Source organism: Mycobacterium sp. ITM-2016-00316 (assembly GCF_002968335.2).
GTDB lineage: Bacteria > Actinomycetota > Actinomycetes > Mycobacteriales > Mycobacteriaceae > Mycobacterium.
This window is the reverse complement of sequence record NZ_CP134398.1, coordinates 3,052,721-3,068,315: the sequence shown is the minus strand read 5'-3', so window position 1 is coordinate 3,068,315 and position 15,595 is coordinate 3,052,721. Positions and strand designations below refer to the sequence as shown.

General features: G+C 67.0%; 15 protein-coding genes. 8 read left to right on the top strand and 7 right to left on the bottom strand.

Annotated features, from left to right (window positions below; all coding sequences use genetic code 11):
- Positions 1–7: 7 nt before the first annotated feature.
- The 3 genes from C6A86_RS14795 to C6A86_RS14785 are packed head-to-tail and all read right to left on the bottom strand — an operon-like array spanning position 8 to position 3,665.
- Positions 8–337 (bottom strand): DUF732 domain-containing protein, encoded by a 330-nt coding sequence (locus C6A86_RS14795; RefSeq protein ID WP_311100712.1) that lies wholly within the window; start codon positions 335–337, stop codon positions 8–10.
- Entirely contained in the window at positions 334–3,234 is a 2,901-nt protein-coding gene (locus C6A86_RS14790) for an MMPL family transporter (RefSeq protein WP_311100711.1), read from the bottom strand. The genes C6A86_RS14795 and C6A86_RS14790 overlap by 4 nt, the downstream gene beginning before the upstream one ends.
- A complete protein-coding gene (locus C6A86_RS14785; RefSeq protein ID WP_168144783.1) occupies positions 3,231–3,665 on the bottom strand; it encodes an MmpS family transport accessory protein in 435 nt (144 codons plus the stop codon). Before C6A86_RS14785 ends, C6A86_RS14790 begins: the two co-directional genes overlap by 4 nt.
- A gap of 384 nt (positions 3,666–4,049) precedes the next feature.
- Here C6A86_RS14785 and C6A86_RS14780 point away from each other — a divergent pair, with 384 nt between their 5' ends.
- The 3 genes from C6A86_RS14780 (at position 4,050) to C6A86_RS14770 (ending at position 6,696) form a co-directional block, all read left to right on the top strand.
- On the top strand, positions 4,050–4,595 hold the full coding sequence (locus C6A86_RS14780) for a hypothetical protein (RefSeq protein ID WP_105361408.1): 546 nt from the start codon (positions 4,050–4,052) through the stop codon (positions 4,593–4,595).
- Between the two features lie 154 nt (positions 4,596–4,749).
- Positions 4,750–5,937 (top strand): acyltransferase, encoded by a 1,188-nt coding sequence (locus tag C6A86_RS14775; protein ID WP_311100710.1) that lies wholly within the window; start codon positions 4,750–4,752, stop codon positions 5,935–5,937.
- Positions 5,938–6,012: 75 nt separating this feature from the next.
- Positions 6,013–6,696: an Rv0518 family GDSL lipase gene (locus C6A86_RS14770; protein WP_105363680.1), complete on the top strand. Its 684-nt coding sequence runs from the start codon at positions 6,013–6,015 to the stop codon at positions 6,694–6,696.
- Here the strand turns inward: C6A86_RS14770 and C6A86_RS14765 are convergent.
- Positions 6,693–7,352, bottom strand: a complete 660-nt coding sequence (locus C6A86_RS14765; RefSeq protein WP_105363681.1) for an MOSC domain-containing protein — start codon at positions 7,350–7,352, stop codon at positions 6,693–6,695. The two genes, C6A86_RS14770 and C6A86_RS14765, sit on opposite strands and share 4 nt — an antisense overlap.
- Positions 7,353–7,406: 54 nt before the next feature.
- Between C6A86_RS14765 and C6A86_RS14760 the strand changes: the two genes are divergently transcribed.
- The 3 genes from C6A86_RS14760 to C6A86_RS14750 all read left to right on the top strand — a co-directional run bounded on the left by C6A86_RS14760 (position 7,407) and on the right by C6A86_RS14750 (position 10,846).
- Entirely contained in the window at positions 7,407–8,549 is a 1,143-nt protein-coding gene (locus C6A86_RS14760) for an alkaline phosphatase family protein (protein ID WP_105363682.1), read from the top strand.
- A 76-nt stretch (positions 8,550–8,625) separates the two neighbouring features.
- The gene (locus tag C6A86_RS14755) at positions 8,626–9,585 is read left to right on the top strand and encodes an o-succinylbenzoate synthase (protein WP_105363683.1); all 960 of its coding nucleotides are present in this window, start codon (positions 8,626–8,628) and stop codon (positions 9,583–9,585) included.
- Between the two features lie 4 nt (positions 9,586–9,589).
- Entirely contained in the window at positions 9,590–10,846 is a 1,257-nt protein-coding gene (locus C6A86_RS14750) for a cytochrome P450 (RefSeq protein WP_105363684.1), read from the top strand.
- A gap of 20 nt (positions 10,847–10,866) precedes the next feature.
- On the opposite strand, the gene C6A86_RS14745 is transcribed toward C6A86_RS14750, so the two are convergent.
- Entirely contained in the window at positions 10,867–12,579 is a 1,713-nt protein-coding gene (locus C6A86_RS14745; RefSeq protein WP_311100709.1) for a DUF222 domain-containing protein, read from the bottom strand.
- 72 nt (positions 12,580–12,651) lie between these two features.
- The gene (locus tag C6A86_RS14740; protein ID WP_105363685.1) at positions 12,652–13,545 is read right to left on the bottom strand and encodes an aminoglycoside phosphotransferase family protein; all 894 of its coding nucleotides are present in this window, start codon (positions 13,543–13,545) and stop codon (positions 12,652–12,654) included.
- Between the two features lie 74 nt (positions 13,546–13,619).
- On the opposite strand from C6A86_RS14740, the gene tpx reads away from it, so the two are divergent.
- Positions 13,620–14,114 carry a thiol peroxidase gene (gene tpx, locus C6A86_RS14735; protein WP_105363686.1) on the top strand — a complete coding sequence of 165 codons (495 nt, stop codon included), beginning with the start codon at positions 13,620–13,622 and terminating at the stop codon, positions 14,112–14,114.
- Positions 14,115–14,391: 277 nt separating this feature from the next.
- A complete protein-coding gene (gene ripD / locus C6A86_RS14730; protein ID WP_105363687.1) occupies positions 14,392–15,018 on the top strand; it encodes an NlpC/P60 family peptidoglycan-binding protein RipD in 627 nt (208 codons plus the stop codon).
- Positions 15,019–15,033: 15 nt separating this feature from the next.
- Here ripD and C6A86_RS14725 read toward each other — a convergent pair whose 3' ends face one another.
- Positions 15,034–15,588 carry a DUF4334 domain-containing protein gene (locus C6A86_RS14725; protein ID WP_105363688.1) on the bottom strand — a complete coding sequence of 185 codons (555 nt, stop codon included), beginning with the start codon at positions 15,586–15,588 and terminating at the stop codon, positions 15,034–15,036.
- Positions 15,589–15,595 lie beyond the last annotated feature (7 nt).

Sequence of the window (15,595 nt, the reverse complement as noted above, 5' to 3'; positions counted from 1 at the left end):
GTCTTCCCTACTGTTGGGTGAGCAGGACGCGCTTGTCCGGGCAGTAGTAATTCATTGCCGCGCCGAGGAATTGGTAGGCCTGTTCGGTGCTGGAGCCGCGCAGCAGTTGGTCGGAGACGAACTTCGCCGAGTCCTGTGCGGTGACGTCGACGCCGCGGTCGAGGCGTTTGCAGGCGATCTTGCCGATCCAGGCGTTGAAGTCCTTCTGCCCGTAGATCCCGTAGGTGTGCAACTCCTTGGCGAAGTCACTGTCCGGATCGGCCTGCGCGGGCGCCGCCAGTCCTATCGCAGCGGCAATCAACGCGCCGGATACTGCGGCCAGCCTGCTCGATGTCATGACCAATCCCGCTCTGGTTCAGGCGCACCGGCGGCGACCGGCTGCTGGGGCCACGGTTGCGGAACCGGGCGCTGGCGCACCCGCTGCGGCCACCAGAACCACTTGCCCAGCAGCGCCGCGATGGCCGGTGTCATGAACGCCCGGATCACCAGCGTGTCGAACAGCAGACCCAGACCGATCGTGGTGCCCACCTGTCCGATCACCGTCAGCTCGCTGACCGCCATGGACATCATCGTGAACGCGAACACCAGACCCGCCGAAGTCACCACCGAACCGGTGCCGCCCATGGCGCGGATGATGCCGGTGTTCACGCCCGCGTGGATCTCTTCCTTCAAGCGCGCGACCAGCAGCAGGTTGTAGTCTGCGCCGACGGCCAACAGCACGATCACCGCCATCGCCAGCACCATCCAGTGCAAGGGGATCCCGATGACGTGCTGCCAGATCAACACGGACAGCCCGAATGCCGACCCCAGCGAGACCGTCACCGTGCCGACGATCACCGCGGCCGCCACGACGCTGCGGGTGATGATCAACATGATGATGAAAATCAGTCCGATGGACGCGATTCCGGCGATGATCAGGTCCCACTTGGATCCTTCGGCCATGTCTTTGAACACCGAGGCGGTGCCGGCGAGGTAGACCTTGGAGCCCTCCAGCGGGGTGCCCTTGATGGCCTCCTTCGCTGCCTGCTTGATCGCCTCGATGTGGGCGATTCCCTCCGGGCTCATCGGGTCGTTCTCGTGGCTGATGATGAAACGCACCGCGTGTCCGTTGGGGGACAGGAAGTTCTTCATGCCGCGCTTGAAGTCTTCGTTCTCGAACGTCTCCGGCGGCAGGTAGAAGGAGTCGTCGTTCTGCGCGGCGTCGAACGCCTCACCCATGGCCGACGAGTTGTCCTGCATCGCCGACATCTGATCCTGGATGCCCTTCTGGGTCTGATACATGGTCAGCATGTAGGTCTTCATGTTCTTCATCGTCGCGATCATCGACGGCATCAGCGCGACCATCTGCGGCATCAGCGCGTTGAGCCGTTCCATGTCCGGAATGAGGTCTTCGATGCCGTCGGTCATCACGTCGATGCCGTCGAGGGTGTCGAAGATCGAGCGAAGCGCCCAGCAGCCGGGAATGTTGAAGCAGTGCGGTTCCCAGTAGAAGTAGTTGCGGATCGGGCGGAAGAAATCGTCGAAATTGGAGATGTTGTCCCGCAATTCGGCGATGTCGAGCGTCATCGTCTTCATCTTGCCGACCATGGAATTCGTCACCGCGGCCATCTGCACGGTGATCGAACTCATCTTCTCCATGTTCTCGATGGTCGACTGCATGTCGTCGGCCTGCTTGAGCATGTCGGCCATCATGTCCTGCTGGTACTTCTCGTTCATTTTCTGCGTGGTGCCCTGCATGCTGATCTGGAACGGGATCGAGGTGTGTTCGATCGGGGTTCCCTGCGGGCGGGTGATGGCCTGCACGCGGCCGACCCCGGGCACCCGGAAGACGGACTTCGCGATCTTGTCGATCACCAGGAAGTCCGCCGAGTTACGCAGGTCGTGATCGCTTTCGATCAGCAGCAGTTCCGGATTCATCCGGGCCTGCGAGAAATGCCGGTCGGCCGCGGCGTAGCCGACCTGCGCGGGAAGGTCGGCGGGCAGGTACTGGCGGTCGTTGTAATTGGTCTGATAGCCGGGCAGCGCCAGCAGGCCGACCATCGACAGGGCGATCGTTCCCACCAGCACCGGTCCGGGCCAGCGCACGATGACTGCGCCGATCTTGCGCCAGCCGCGGGTGCGCATGGCGCGCTTGGGCTCCAGGATCTTGCGGAACCGGGTGGCGACCGAGATGACGGCGGGTCCCAGCGTCAGGGCCGCCAGCACCGCCACCACCATGCCGATGGACAACGGGATGCCCAGCGACATGAAATACGGAAGCTTCGTGAAGTGCAGGCAGAACGTCGCACCCGCGATGGTCAGACCCGAGCCGAGCACGACGTGCGCGGTGCCGTGGAACATGGTGTAGTACGCGGATTCCCGGTCCTCACCGGCCGCACGCGCTTCCTGATATCTGCCGATCAGGAAGATGGCGTAGTCGGTGGATGCGGCGATCGCCAGGGTCACCAGCAGGTTCACCGCGAACATGGAGAGTCCGATGATCTCGTGGTAGCCCAGGAACGCCACCACACCGCGGGTGATGCCGAGTTCGACGACGACCATCGCCAACACCAACACCGTGGTGACCACCGACCGGTAGATGATCAGCAGCATGGCGATGATGACCGTGAAGGTCAGCAGCTCGATGACCTGCACACTGCGGTCGCTGGCGATGTGCTGATCGGCGGCCAGTGCCGACGGGCCCGTGACATACGCCTTCAAGCCGGGTGGCGGGGTGAGGCTCTCGACAATCTCTTGGGCCGCCTCGACCGACTCGTTGGCCAGCGCCTCACCCTGGTTGCCGGCGAGATACACCTGGACGTAGGCGGCTTTGCCGTCGGCACTCTGCGCGCCCGAGGCCGTCAGCGGATCACCCCAGAAATCCTGGATGTGCTCGACGTGCTTGGTGTCGGCTTCGAGCTTGTCGATCATCTCGTCGTAGAACGCGTGCGCCGCCTCGCCGAGCGGCTCGTCGCCTTCGAGCACGATCATCGCCGAGCTGTCGGAGGTGAATTCCTCGAAGACCGAGCCGACGCGTTTCATCGCGATCATCGACGGCGCGCTGTCCGGGCTCATCGACACCGCCCGCATCTGCCCGACCGTCTCCAGCTGTGGGACGACGGTGTTGAGGACGATCAGCAGCGCAATCCAGGCCAGGATGATCGGGACGGCCAGCGTGCGGATGGTGCGGGGGATGACGCCCCGACGCTGCGGCGGCGCTGCGGGGAAGGCCTCGGGGTCCGGGGACGTACTCATGCCGATTTCACCAGGCAGTAGGTGTGGGCGCCGACGCCGTCGACGGTGCGCTCATCCTTCACCTCGTCATCGACGGTGATCCGGCACGACAGCGTGCTGCCATCGCCCTGCCCGGAAATGGTCGGGAACACCGACGGCGCGGTGGTGCTCAGCGTGATCTCCCACGGCAGCGTCACATTGTCGGCGCGCACCGGGCGAGCATCGAGATCCATGTAGTTCACATTGGCCGTCGCCCCGGGCTCACCCCACACCTCGTACTTGACGACCTTCGGGTCGAACGGCTCGGTGTCATCGGAGGCGCTGTTCTCGGTCGAGATGTAGCCGGGCCCGGTCCCGAAAAAGGTGCGCACCCGCATCACGGTGAACGTCGCCACCAGGACCACCGCCACGATGACCAGAGGGATCCACGCGCGTTTCAGAATCGTCGTCATCGTGAATCGAGTTCCCCGCTGCCTTCTCACCTCGTCGCGACCTCGGGAGTCGTTCAAGCCCGGTGCAGGCCGGCGACTTTGAAAACTCTCACCTTCGCCACAGGTTAGCTTAGGTAAGCGAGAGCTTAGCTCATATAACAGAGTTGCGTCGCATCGATATTGTGCAGTCGCACAGCGCGCCGGCCGGTGCTCGTTCTCGTGCCCTCTAGCAGCGGCGATGTCACATCGCACCACGCTCGCAGGTGCCGGTGTGCGGACTCGACGAAGCTTTCAGCAACCTCTCAGCCAGCCTTCAGGTCGGCCTCCGCGAGGCTGCGGGGTCGCCCCTGTGACGGCACCCACGGAATTCCGGATTGCGCCGCATCGGGCCTACCCTTGTCGGTCATGGGGTTCACAAAGCCGATGATCACCGCTGCCGGGTTGGCGTTCGCCGGATTGATCGCCGCGGGTCCGGCGGTTGCCGAGCCCGCCGAGCCGGCGCCACCGGCTCCGCCCGTGAGCTCGGAACCGGCACCCGACGGGCCGCCGGCCGCGCCGCTGAACGTCATCGACAAGGACGGCACCTACCAGGTCGGAACCGATATCGTGCCCGGCGTCTATGCCTCGGCCGGTCCGTTCCCCGAGGGCACCTGCTCCTGGCGGCGGATGGCACCGGTCGTCACCGAGGGCGAGCCCGGCGAGACGCTGGACCGGGCCTTCACCAAACAGCCCCAGATCGTCGAGATCAAAGCCGACGACGGTTCGTTCAAAACCACCGGGTGTCAGACCTGGACGCTGACCAACCAGCCGCCGCCCGCGCCCGGGATGTCTCCGGTGATGGCCGCGCTGCAGTGGAAGCTCTACATGGACACGCTGAACCGCAACGCCGCGCAGTTCGAGGCAAACCCGCCGCAACCTGCACCCGCGCCGCCCGTCGCGCCCGGATCGTAAAGCTTCAGCAACGGCCCAATTTCGGCCTCACCCAGCCGAACCGGTAGCGCTGATATTCTTCGATCACTGCCGGCTGCCTGGACGTTGGGGAGCGGTCCGCCCGGCCAGCGCGCGTAAGCGTAAGTGAAAAGCCGGAACTCGGGGAAAGAGTGTTGTGCGTAGCGGAGAAATCAAGGCCCTCACCGGTCTTCGTTTCTTCGCCGCAATCTGGGTGGTGTTGTTCCACTTCCGCCCGCTGCTTGCGCAGGCGGTGCCGGATGTCAGTTCCGCGTTGGCGCCCGTGCTCGACAGCGGCGCACAGGGCGTCGATCTTTTCTTCATCCTGAGCGGTTTCGTACTGGCCTGGAACTATCTGGACCGGATGGGCCCGTCCTGGTCGACACGTGACACCCTGCATTTCCTGTGGATGCGGCTGGCCAGGGTGTGGCCGGTCTATCTGGTGACGCTGCATCTGGCCGCGCTGTGGATCATCTTCACCCTCAACGTCGGGCACGTCCCGGCAGAAAACGCCGACACCCTGACCGCGACCAGCTACGTACGTCAGCTCTTCCTGGTGCAACTGTGGTTCCAGCCGTACTTCGACGGCTCCAGCTGGGACGGCCCGGCCTGGTCGATCAGCGCCGAGTGGCTGGCGTACCTGACCTTCGGCTTCCTGGCGCTGGTCATCTTCCGGCTGGCGCGGGCCACCCGCGCGCGCAGCCTGCTTCTGCTGTCGTTCGCGACGACCTTGCCGCCGGTGATGTTCCTGCTGGCCAGCGGCCAGTTCTATACGCCGTGGAGCTGGCTACCGCGCATCCTGCTGCAGTTCACCGCCGGAGCGATCGCATGCGCGGCGGTGCGCCGACTCGATCCCAGCCATCGCACGCGGATGCTGGCCGGCGTGTGTTCGATTCTCCTACTCGGGACGATCGTCGGCACGCTGTACTGGCTGGACGGGCATCCCATTCCCGGGGTGATGGACAGTGGCGGCGTGGTGGATCTGCTGTTCGTCCCGCTGGTCGTGATGCTGTCCATCGGGTCGGGCACGCTGACCGCGCTGCTGTCGACCCGCATTCTGGTCTATGGCGGGCAGATCTCGTTCAGCCTGTACATGGTTCATGAACTGGTGCACACCGCGTGGAACTGGGCGGCAGAGCAGTTCGAGCTGGTGTTGGCAGGGCCGGCCGGGCCGTGGTTGTTGACGGCGATCTTCGCAGTGACGCTGGCCTGTTCGGCGCTGCTGTATCACGTGGTGGAGGAGCCGGCCCGGCACTGGATGCGCCGCATGGTGGACATCCGGGGAACGGTGCCCAGAATGCAGGCGACCGACACCGACCGCACCGAGTCGAAATTGTCGGCCTGACGCGAATACTTCTGTGCGGCAGTTTATCTGCGTGGTCCAGTAGGCTTACGCGGGTACTTCAAGCAGGAGGATGTCGTGCGTCGTGTGGCCGGTCTGGTGGTCTCGCTTGCGCTGTTGGTCACCGCGGTCTCGCCCGCTGCACCGTCGGTGCAGCTCGCCGGGAGGGAAACAGCGCTCAGCCGGATCGCCGTCATCAGCGACTCCTACACCACCGGCACCGATCTCGGCGGCCTCGGCGTCAATGGCTGGCCGGCGTTGGCCTGGCGGATCCTGGCCGATCAGGGCAGGACGGTCACGGCCGATATCGCTGCCGAGGGGCGTGCCGGTTACGGGGTGCGTGGCGATCACAACAGCACGTTCGGAGACTTGACCGCTCGGGCGGTCCGGCCCGATGACGCCCTGGTGGTGTTCTTCGGGTCCCGTAACGATCAGCCGGTCGAGGCGGTAGATGTGGCCGGATTGGCCAGAAGTGCTTTCGATCTCGCGCGGCACCGGGCGCCGACGGCGCGCTTGCTGGTGATCGGGCCGCCGTGGCCCACCCCAGACGTTCCCGTGCGGATCACTCAGATCCGGGACGCCCTGTCCATCGTCGCCATGGCGTCGGGGGCACGATTCGTGGATCCGCTCGCCGAAGGCTGGTTTGTGGGCAGACCCGACCTGATCGCCGTCGACGGGGTGCACCCCACCGATGTCGGGCACCGCTATCTGGCCGAGCGGATCGCCGGGCTCATTGCGGCGGAGCTGCCTCCGGTCCGCTAGGCGTGCGCGCGGCGGCGTGCCTTGTCCTTCAACGGTTCCGGCAAGGCGTCGGCGACGAGCAGTGACGGCAGCAGACCCGGATCCTTCATCATCGCGCGGAACACCAGCGCGATTGTCACATCATGGCCGGGACGCTCGAGGATCTCGATCGAATCTCCGGCACGCACCACTCCGGGCGCGATGATGCGCAGATAGGCGCCGGGCACACCGCGATCGGTGAACCTCTTGATCCAGCCGTCGATCTCCAGCCACGACGAGAACGTCCGGCACGGTGTGCGGGGCCGAGTCACCTCCAGGACCAGTCCGCCGTCTCCGACGCGCCAACGTTCACCGATGACCGCATTGGTGACGTCGATACCCGCCGTGGTCAGGTTCTCCCCGAAGACGCCGTTGCCGATCTGCCGGTCGAGTTCGCTCTCCCAGGCATCGAGATCCTCCCTGGCGTAGGCGTACACGGCTTGATCGTCGCCGCCGTGGTGCTTCTGCTCGCTCACCAGATCGCCTACCAGCCCGCTGCCCAGACCGCCACGCATGGGACCGGGTGGACGCACCTCGACGGCGGCATCGGTGGGGCGCTTGTCGATGCCGGTCGGCTTCTTGCGGGTGTCGGGGTTGGTCCGCGGATGGGCGATGTTCACTGTCAGCACGCTCGACATGCGGTCAGCCTAGTGGCCCCCGGTCGGTACGGCCGGGCGCATAACCTGACACTCATGTTCGTCACTCCGCACTACGGCGACGGCGCCCTCGCCGATCTGGTCCCCTCGGTGCTCGGTGTCCTGGGGGTGGCCGGGGAAACCGACCGCGTCGGACTGGGGCTCGACGGCGTGCGGCGGGTGGCGATCCTGCTCATCGACGGGATGGGCGCTGAACTGGTCGAGGCCCGCCGCGAGGTCGCGCCGTTTCTGGCGGCCCGGCCCGCGCAGTCGCTGACGGCGGGGTTTCCCAGCACCACGGCGGCCAGTCTGGCCTCGCTGGGCACCGGTCTGCCCGCCGGGGAGCACGGCCTGGTCGGTTACCTGCTGGCGGTGCCCGATCATGATCGGTTGATGAACCCGCTCAAGTGGCGGCTGATGGGCGAGGGACCGAAGGTCGATCTGCTCAAAGAGATTGTTCCCGAGCAGTTTCAGCCGGTGGCGACGGCCTTCGAGCGGGCAGCTGCCGACGGCGTGGTGGTGACGCAGGTGGCGCCGATGTATCAGGCGGGTTCGGGTCTGACCCGGGCGGCATTGCGCGGCGGCGAGTTCCGGCCCACCTTTTCGTCCGGAGATCTGGTCGACGGGGTGGTCGGTGCGCTCGGTGCGGGGGATCGCAGCCTCGTCTACGCCTACCACGGGGACCTGGATCTGACGGGTCACGTGCGCGGGCCTGGCTCGGAATCGTGGGCGCTGGAACTGCAGCAGATCGACCTGACCGTCCGCCTCATCGCCGAACGGTTGCCGCCCGGTTCCGCCCTGATCGTCACCGCGGACCACGGCATGGTGCACGTCGATGATCCGGTCGACTTCGATCAGCGCGCCGAACTGCGCGCCGGTGTGCGGGGGCTGGGCGGGGAACCGCGTGCGCGGCATGTGTACACCGAACCCGGGGCCGCCCCGGATGTGGCGGCGGCCTGGCGGGCTGGGCTCGGTGCTGACTTCACCGTCCTCACCAGGGCCGAGGTGATCGGCGCAGGCTGGTTCGGCCCGACCGTGCACGCGCGCGTCGAACCCCGCATCGGAGATGTGGTGGTGGTGGCCAACGGTGATCGGGCCATCATCCGATCGGGTGCCGAACCGCTGCAGTCGCAGCTGGTCGGTCATCACGGATCGCTGACACCGGCCGAAATGCTGGTGCCGCTGTACACGATTCGATGATGCCCCCGCCGCAGGTTCGACCATTTCGCCGTCGCTGCGCTCGTCCCGGCAAGAACTCGGCTAGCGTGCAGGTCTTGTGCAGACGCTGATCGATCTGGACACCGCACCGGTGTTCGCCATCCCCATGCGCGACGGCGCCACCATGCACGAGGGCGTCCTCGTGGAGGGACCGCAGGGCTGGGGGGAGTTCAGCCCACCGCCCGGGTGCCCAGACCATCTGCTCGTGCGCTGGCTCACCGCCGCCACCGAACCCGGCACCGTCGGCTGGCCGGATGCCCGGCGCGGACGGGTGCCGGTCGCCGTGACCGTCCCCGTGACGGACCCGGCGCGGGCCCACGACCTGGTCGCGGCCTCGGGCTGCCGGACGGCTGCGGTCGAGGTGGCCGACCCGGCCTGCACGCTCGGAGACGATGTCGCGCGAATTGCCGCGGTGCGCGACGCGCTCGGCCCGGACGGTGCCATCCGCTGTGACGCCAAGGGCAGGTGGTCGGTCGAGGCTGCGGTGACCGCGGTCCCGGCGCTCGATCGCGCCGCGGGCGGACTCGAGTTCGTCGAGCAGCCGTGCCGGAGCATCGCGGAACTCTCCGCGGTGCGACGACGGGTCGATGTCCGGATCGCCATCGTCGATTCGTTGGAGCGGGCGCTGGGCGATCCGGGGCTGGCCGAGGCCGCTGATATCGCCGTGCTGCACTGCGGTTCGCTCGGCGGGGCCCGACGGGCGCTGCGCATCGCCGAATCGTGCGGGCTGCCGTGCTCCGTCACCTCGGGGGTGGAGACCAGCATCGGGGTGGCGGTCGGTGTCGCGCTGGCCGGCGCACTGCCCGAGCTGCCGTTCGCCGGCACCCTGGGCTCGGGCTCGTTGCTGGACGGGGACCTGGTGGCAGACTCGCGCAGGCTGGTTCCGGTCGATGGATTTCTGCCGGTCGCGCCCATGTCGCCGGCGCCGCTGTCGGAGCTGTTGGACCGATATTCGGTCACCGATCCGGCCCGAATCCGGTGGTGGCGTTCACGGCTGGAAAGCGCGATTGCACAATGAGGAGATGATTTCGGTGTCCGAACCGGCGGTCCTGCTCGGGCAGGCCCTTGCGCCGTCCAACCGCGTCGACCCCTACCCGGCGTACCGCGCGCTGCGCGAACACGGTCCGCTGCAGATCCCCGAGATCAGCCTGACGGTGTTGACCTCGTACGCCGACTGCGACGCCGTGATCCGACATCCGGCGGCGTCGAGTGACCGGATGAAGTCGGCCATCGCGCAACGCCAGATCGCCGCCGGTGAGGAACCGCGACCGTTCGGGCTGGCCGGACTGGTCGACAAGCGCCGCACCCCGGCCTTCCTTTTCCTCGATCCGCCCGACCACACCCGGCTGCGCAAACTGGTGGCCAAGGCATTTGCGCCGCGGGTCATCAACGAGCTGCGCAACGAGATCGTCGCCACCGTCGACGGCCTACTCGACGCCGCGGAGGAGCGCGGCGAGTTCGATGCCGTCAGCGGCCTGGCCTACCCGGTCGCGGTGGCGGTGATCTGCCGCCTGCTCGGTGTGCCGGTTGAGGATGAACCCAAGTTTGGGCACGCCTCCACCCTGCTCGCGCAGACCGTGGACCCGTTCCTCACCGCGACCGGCGATGTGCCGGAAGGGTTCACCGACCGCATCGAGGCCGGGAAATGGCTGCGGAAGTACTTCCGTGAGCTGATCAGCCGCCGCCGGAGCAGTCCCGGCGACGACCTGATATCGGCGATGATCGCGGTCGAGGAGTCCGGTGATCAGCTCAGCGAGGACGAGATCATCTCGACCTGCAATCTGCTGCTGATCGCCGGGCACGAGTCGACGGTGAGCCTGATGGCGACGTCGGTGCTGGCGATGCTGCGCGATCGCACGCAGTGGGCGGCACTGGGGGCCGATCCGTCGAGAGCGCTGCGCGTCATCGAGGAGACGCTGCGTTTCGATCCGCCTGCTCAGCTGTTGGGCCGTGTCGCGGCCGAGGAGATGCGGCTGGGGGACACCGTGATTCCCCAGGGCGACACCATCATCGTGCTGTTGGCCGCCGCGCACCGTGACCCGGCGGCGAACGCGAACCCCGATGTCTTCGATCCCGACCGGGCCGCTATCAGGCATCTGGGGTTCGGGCACGGCGCCCACTTCTGTCTCGGTGCGCCGCTGGTACGGCTGGAGGCATCAATCGCCTTGTCCGCCGTGACAAAGCGTTTCCCGAAGGCCGAACTCGGTGGTGACCCGCAGTACAAACCGAATGTGACGCTGCGCGGCATGCTGTCGTTGCCGGTCAGCGTGTCGGGCTGAGCGGCATCGCCTCTGCGCGGTCAGAAGGGCGGCGGATCGCTGTTGTTGTCGGCGCGCTTGAGCGCGCGTTCGAGTTGGTTGCGTGCGCGTTCGGTGTTGATGCGCTGCGCGCGGTCTTGGGCGCGGGTGCGTTGTCGGAGCGGCATCGCTTTTCGACGGGGCCCGGTGGTGTCGCGGTCGGTGTCGTCGATGAGGGTGATCGCGCGTTTTCGCGGGATGGGTGTGTCAATGTTCCAGTGTGGGAACAGGATTGCCGCGCCGGGGGCCTTCTGGTAGCTGTGTCCGGTGGGTGCTGTCCACTGGATGCTGCCGTCGGGTTTCGCGGTGGGTGTCCAGCCGCTGAAGGTTTTGACCAAATGATGCAGACGGCATAGCGGCGCCAAGTTGCCGGGGTGGGTGGCTCCGGCCGGCCACGGGGTCAGGTGGTCGAGGTCGCAGCGGTGCGCGGCCCGGTTGCAGCCGGGGAAGCTGCAGGTCATGGCACGCATCCGGACGAACGCGGTCAGGGCGGCCGACGGCCGGTACTGCCGTTCGGCGGGTAGATCGGCGATCTCCGATAGCGGTTTCACGGTGGCGCCGCCGGCGACCAGCTCGGCCAGCATGGCGGCGGGGATGATGGCGCCATCGAGCATCACCCCGGGGCTGGGATTGCACACCGCAGGTTGGGCGCCGGCCGCGGGCGCGGGGCGGGCGTTGGCCGCAGGGGCGGCGGGTCCCGCGGGTTCGGTGCTGGCCGCCGGCGCGGCGGGTTCGGATGGTCCCGCGGGTTCGGACTCCGCGGCCGGTGTCTGCGGCTCGCGCTCGGGTGCAGCGGGTTCGGTCTCCGCAGTCTCAGGCGGTTGCGGCTCGGAGTCCGGGGTGCCCGCGGTGCCCGGCGTGGTCTGCGGCGGGGTGTCTTCACTGGCGGCGGGCGCCTGGTCGGTGAGCGCATAGATGGTGACTGCGCCCGCGCGCGGATCCTTCCCGCTGCCCTCACAGCCGGTGTCCCCGCACTCACAGGCCAGCCGCTCCAGGGCGGGCCCGACCACACCGAGTGCAGCCAGGGCCGCGGCACGCAGCTCCCCGCGGCGGCGCGGATCATTCGAGCAGACGGTGTCGGCCAGGGCGTCGAGGCGCTGTTCCAGGATCTTCTTGTCGGTGACCCGCAGCCGTCCCCAGAACGAGGCCACCCCGTTCGGGTCGTCCTTGTCGTCGAACTCGACATAGAGGTCTTTGGCGGCCCGCCGGGAGCGCACGACGGCTTCGGGGTCGAATTTCTCCACCCAGAGGTCCACCGCGCCGATCAGTTGTTTCTCCGAATGCGCCCCATACTCGCCTGCTTCGCCGGAGATGGCGGTGTCGATCAACACCAGCGCGTCCTCGTCGACGACCAGATGGGTGCGCCAGGTGATCGCATCGATCACCGTCGCCGAGATCGCACCGGTGGCGAACAGGGCCGCGGTGCGGGGTAGCCGGTCGCGCAACGCTTGGGCGATGCGCATCTGCTTGGACGCGGCATAAGGGTTGAGGTTGCAGGCCGCCGCGACCGCGGCCTGGGCCCACGCCCAGCCATCAATGACCTGATGAGCAGCCGTGTCGTCCTCGTCATCGCACTGGCGGGCCACCACTTCGCCGATCAACGCCAACCGCTGCGCAGCGGCCCTGGCCTCGGTCTGGGTCATCGTCGTGACCGCGCAGATGAGCGCCTCATCGCTCAACGCGGCGAGTGCGACCCGATCCAGAGCTTCGAACATATGTGCGATACTACCGACCGGGTCGGACATTGACAGCAGCATTCGCGCGGCCGTGGATGAACGGGATTCGGGCTATTGCTGGACTGCTTTGGCAACGGCCACGCAGGTGGTCAGCCACTTCGCGTCCGGTACCTCGTTCTCGGTGAGTTCCCACATCGCGTTGTGCATCATCCGCACGATCACCCACGCCCGCGCGCGGTCGACGTCCAACCCGGCGGCCTCGGACAGGGTGTAGAAGCGGCGCCGCACGCCTTCGCGGACATAACCGGCAAGCTCGTCCCAGCGGTCCCACAACATCGGCGCGACCTCGTAGTGGGGATCGCCGCTCATCGGCTTCGGATCGATCACCAGCCACGGTTCGCGGTCGCCGGCCAGCACGTTCTCGTAGTGCAGGTCGCCGTGGATGAGCGTGCCGGTGCTGGCCGGGTCGGACACGAAATCGGCGCCCAGTGACAGCGCCTGCTCCACGAGCCGGTGCGGCAGCGCGGCGCTGCGCGGCAGCTGCGCCAGGTCGGTGTTCCATTTCTCGATGAACCCGACCAGCGGACGCAGCTGCGGCAGGGCGGGGACGTGGATTCGCTCGTACAGTCCGGCGACGATCTCACACGCCTCCAGGTCCCAGACGTCGTTGAGGTTGCGGGCATGCAGCCGCTCCAGCAGCATTGCGCGGCGGTGAGGGTTGGCGCGCAGCAGGCGCACGGTTCCCTGGCCGTCCCAGCGGCGCAGCGCCAGGTGTTCGTGTTCGGATTCGTCGTCGGGGAAAGCGATTTTGAGCATGGTGGATTCACCGTCTCCGGCACGGACCGGCAGCACGATCGAGCAGAATCCGTATTGGGGTGCACCGTTCGCGGTGAGATCCCACTCCTGAAGCTGGCTGCTGACCGACCTGGGCAGGTCGTCGACCCAACGCTGCCATTCGTGTCCGCGGGCGGCCATCGCGAGGACCGCGTCGGGCAGGACGATCACGATTCGATGGTGCCATGCATCGTCACATACCCCTGTGGCACCCGAGCGCTCCAGTCTTTGACAGACTGGTGGCCATGGCACAGATCACCATCAAGGGAAACCCCATCAACACGGCCGGCGAGCTGCCCGCAGTCGGCACGTCCGCTCCGGCATTCACCCTGGTCGGTACCGACCTCGGTGCGGTCACCAGTGACCAGTTCAGCGGCAAGGCCGTACTGCTCAACATCTTCCCGTCGGTGGACACCCCGGTGTGCGCGACGAGTGTCCGGACGTTCAACGAGCGCGCCGCATCGACCGGCGCGGCGGTGCTGAACGTGTCGAAGGATCTGCCGTTCGCGCAGAGCCGTTTCTGCGGTGCCGAGGGCATCGAGAACGTGGTGACGGCCTCGGCGTTCCGGGACAGCTTCGGCGAGGACTACGGGATCGTCCTCGTCGACGGGCCGTTCGCCGGCCTGCTGGGCCGCGCCGTCGTGGTGATCGGTGCCGACGGCAACGTCGCCTACGCGGAGCTGGTTCCCGAGATCGCGCAGGAACCCAACTACGATGCCGCGCTCGCCGCACTGAAGTAATCCGGCTTGCCGCAACGGCACCGGTCAGCACGGCCTTCGGGTCGCGCGGACCGGTGCCGTTCTGCATTCTGCGAACCGTCGCGATGGTGTCGGCACGGTCGCGGATCGATTACGGCCCGGGTACGGGAGTCTCTTTCCGGTCACGGATCTGCATCTCATTTGCGCTGTCCCGCAGTCGAATTGGGAAACAGTTGAATCGGTCGGTAGAAATAGCGGTGACGCCCGTCAATTATGGGTCGTCGCGGTATCCGCCCTGATCGAAAGAGTTGACGACCCGATGAGACGCTTCTGTGCCCTGCTGCTCGGCCTGGCTGTGTTGACAGTGACTCCTGGTGTCGCATCGGCCGATCCATTCAATACCCGCCCAGCTCGCAACCAGCAGGCGGTCGATTACGTGATCGCGCGGGCGCTGGCCCAACGTGGCGTGCCGTTCGCCTACGGCGGTGGTGACGCGAACGGTCCCACCCGTGGCGTCGTCCGCGAGACCCCGGCCGCAGCGGAACCGGCTGCCGCCGCCATCCCCGGCGGGGTACCCGGCCTGAACTTCCCCGGGCTGGCGCCACCGGCCCCGGTCGCGTCGCCGCTCGTTCCGAGCCTTCCGGCGACCCCTGATCCGGCTGCCAACGTGGTGGGGTTCGACGCCTCGGGCATCATCGTCTACGCCTTCGCCGGTGTCGGGGTGAAGCTGCCGCGCTCGTCCGGCGAGATGTACAAGGTCGGCCAGAAGGTGTTGCCGGACCAAGCGCTGCCCGGCGATCTGATCTTCTTCGGCCCGGAGGGCACGCAGAGCGTGGCGCTGTTCGTGGGCAACGGGCAGATGCTGGAAGCCACCGATTCGGGAGTCGCGGTCTCGGCCGTGCGCACCGGCTCGATGACTCCCTATCTGGTGCGCATCATCGCTTGAGTCGGGCCGCAGCCCTTACCCGACGGGTAGCGAGTCGTCGCGCTGCAGGACGAAGAAATACGGGCGCTTGCCGCCCCGGTAGTCCATCGCGCCGATCACGGTGTCTTCGGAGACCTTGCGGAAGACGTCGTTGATCGGGAGATTGTCGTAGATCATTGTCGCGCTGTCGATTCCGCGGTATCGGGTGGTGCGCAGCCGAGCCTTGGGCGCCTTGGTGCGCAGTGCGGGCCGCAAGGCCGAGATGGGCTGAACCAGGGACAGGTTGCGCACCAGCGGCACCTTCGTGGCGATGCCCAGGCCGCCGAACGCGAGCACTGGGTTCAACGCCCACAGGGCCGTGCCACCATCTTTAGGGAACAGCAGGGGATGCACGGTCTCGGCATCGACGAACTGTTTTCCCCACCAACCACTGGCTGCAAGCAGTCCGTCCATCGGGTGCTTGGTCGGCAGTTCGGCGCCGTGCCAGGTGCCGATCATGAAATCGGGTTCGACACCGGGGGCGGCGTCGAACATGGCGAGCGCCTCCGCTGTCGTCGTCGGCACGGTGGTCAGAATGTCCTCGGCAAGCATGACCGCA

What these genes read in the sequence shown, in the direction of transcription:
- C6A86_RS14795 (WP_311100712.1), bottom strand. Translation starts at nt 337, where the DNA reads ATGACATCGAGCAGGCTGGCCGCAGTATCCGGCGCGTTGATTGCCGCT.
- C6A86_RS14790 (WP_311100711.1), bottom strand. Translation starts at nt 3,234, where the DNA reads ATGAGTACGTCCCCGGACCCCGAGGCCTTCCCCGCAGCGCCGCCGCAG.
- C6A86_RS14785 (WP_168144783.1), bottom strand. Translation starts at nt 3,665, where the DNA reads ATGACGACGATTCTGAAACGCGCGTGGATCCCTCTGGTCATCGTGGCG.
- C6A86_RS14780 (WP_105361408.1), top strand. Translation starts at nt 4,050, where the DNA reads ATGGGGTTCACAAAGCCGATGATCACCGCTGCCGGGTTGGCGTTCGCC.
- C6A86_RS14765 (WP_105363681.1), bottom strand. Translation starts at nt 7,352, where the DNA reads ATGTCGAGCGTGCTGACAGTGAACATCGCCCATCCGCGGACCAACCCC.
- C6A86_RS14760 (WP_105363682.1), top strand. Translation starts at nt 7,407, where the DNA reads ATGTTCGTCACTCCGCACTACGGCGACGGCGCCCTCGCCGATCTGGTC.
- C6A86_RS14750 (WP_105363684.1), top strand. Translation starts at nt 9,590, where the DNA reads ATGATTTCGGTGTCCGAACCGGCGGTCCTGCTCGGGCAGGCCCTTGCG.
- C6A86_RS14745 (WP_311100709.1), bottom strand. Translation starts at nt 12,579, where the DNA reads ATGTTCGAAGCTCTGGATCGGGTCGCACTCGCCGCGTTGAGCGATGAG.
- tpx (WP_105363686.1), top strand. Translation starts at nt 13,620, where the DNA reads ATGGCACAGATCACCATCAAGGGAAACCCCATCAACACGGCCGGCGAG.
- ripD (WP_105363687.1), top strand. Translation starts at nt 14,392, where the DNA reads ATGAGACGCTTCTGTGCCCTGCTGCTCGGCCTGGCTGTGTTGACAGTG.
- C6A86_RS14725 (WP_105363688.1), bottom strand. Translation starts at nt 15,588, where the DNA reads ATGCTTGCCGAGGACATTCTGACCACCGTGCCGACGACGACAGCGGAG.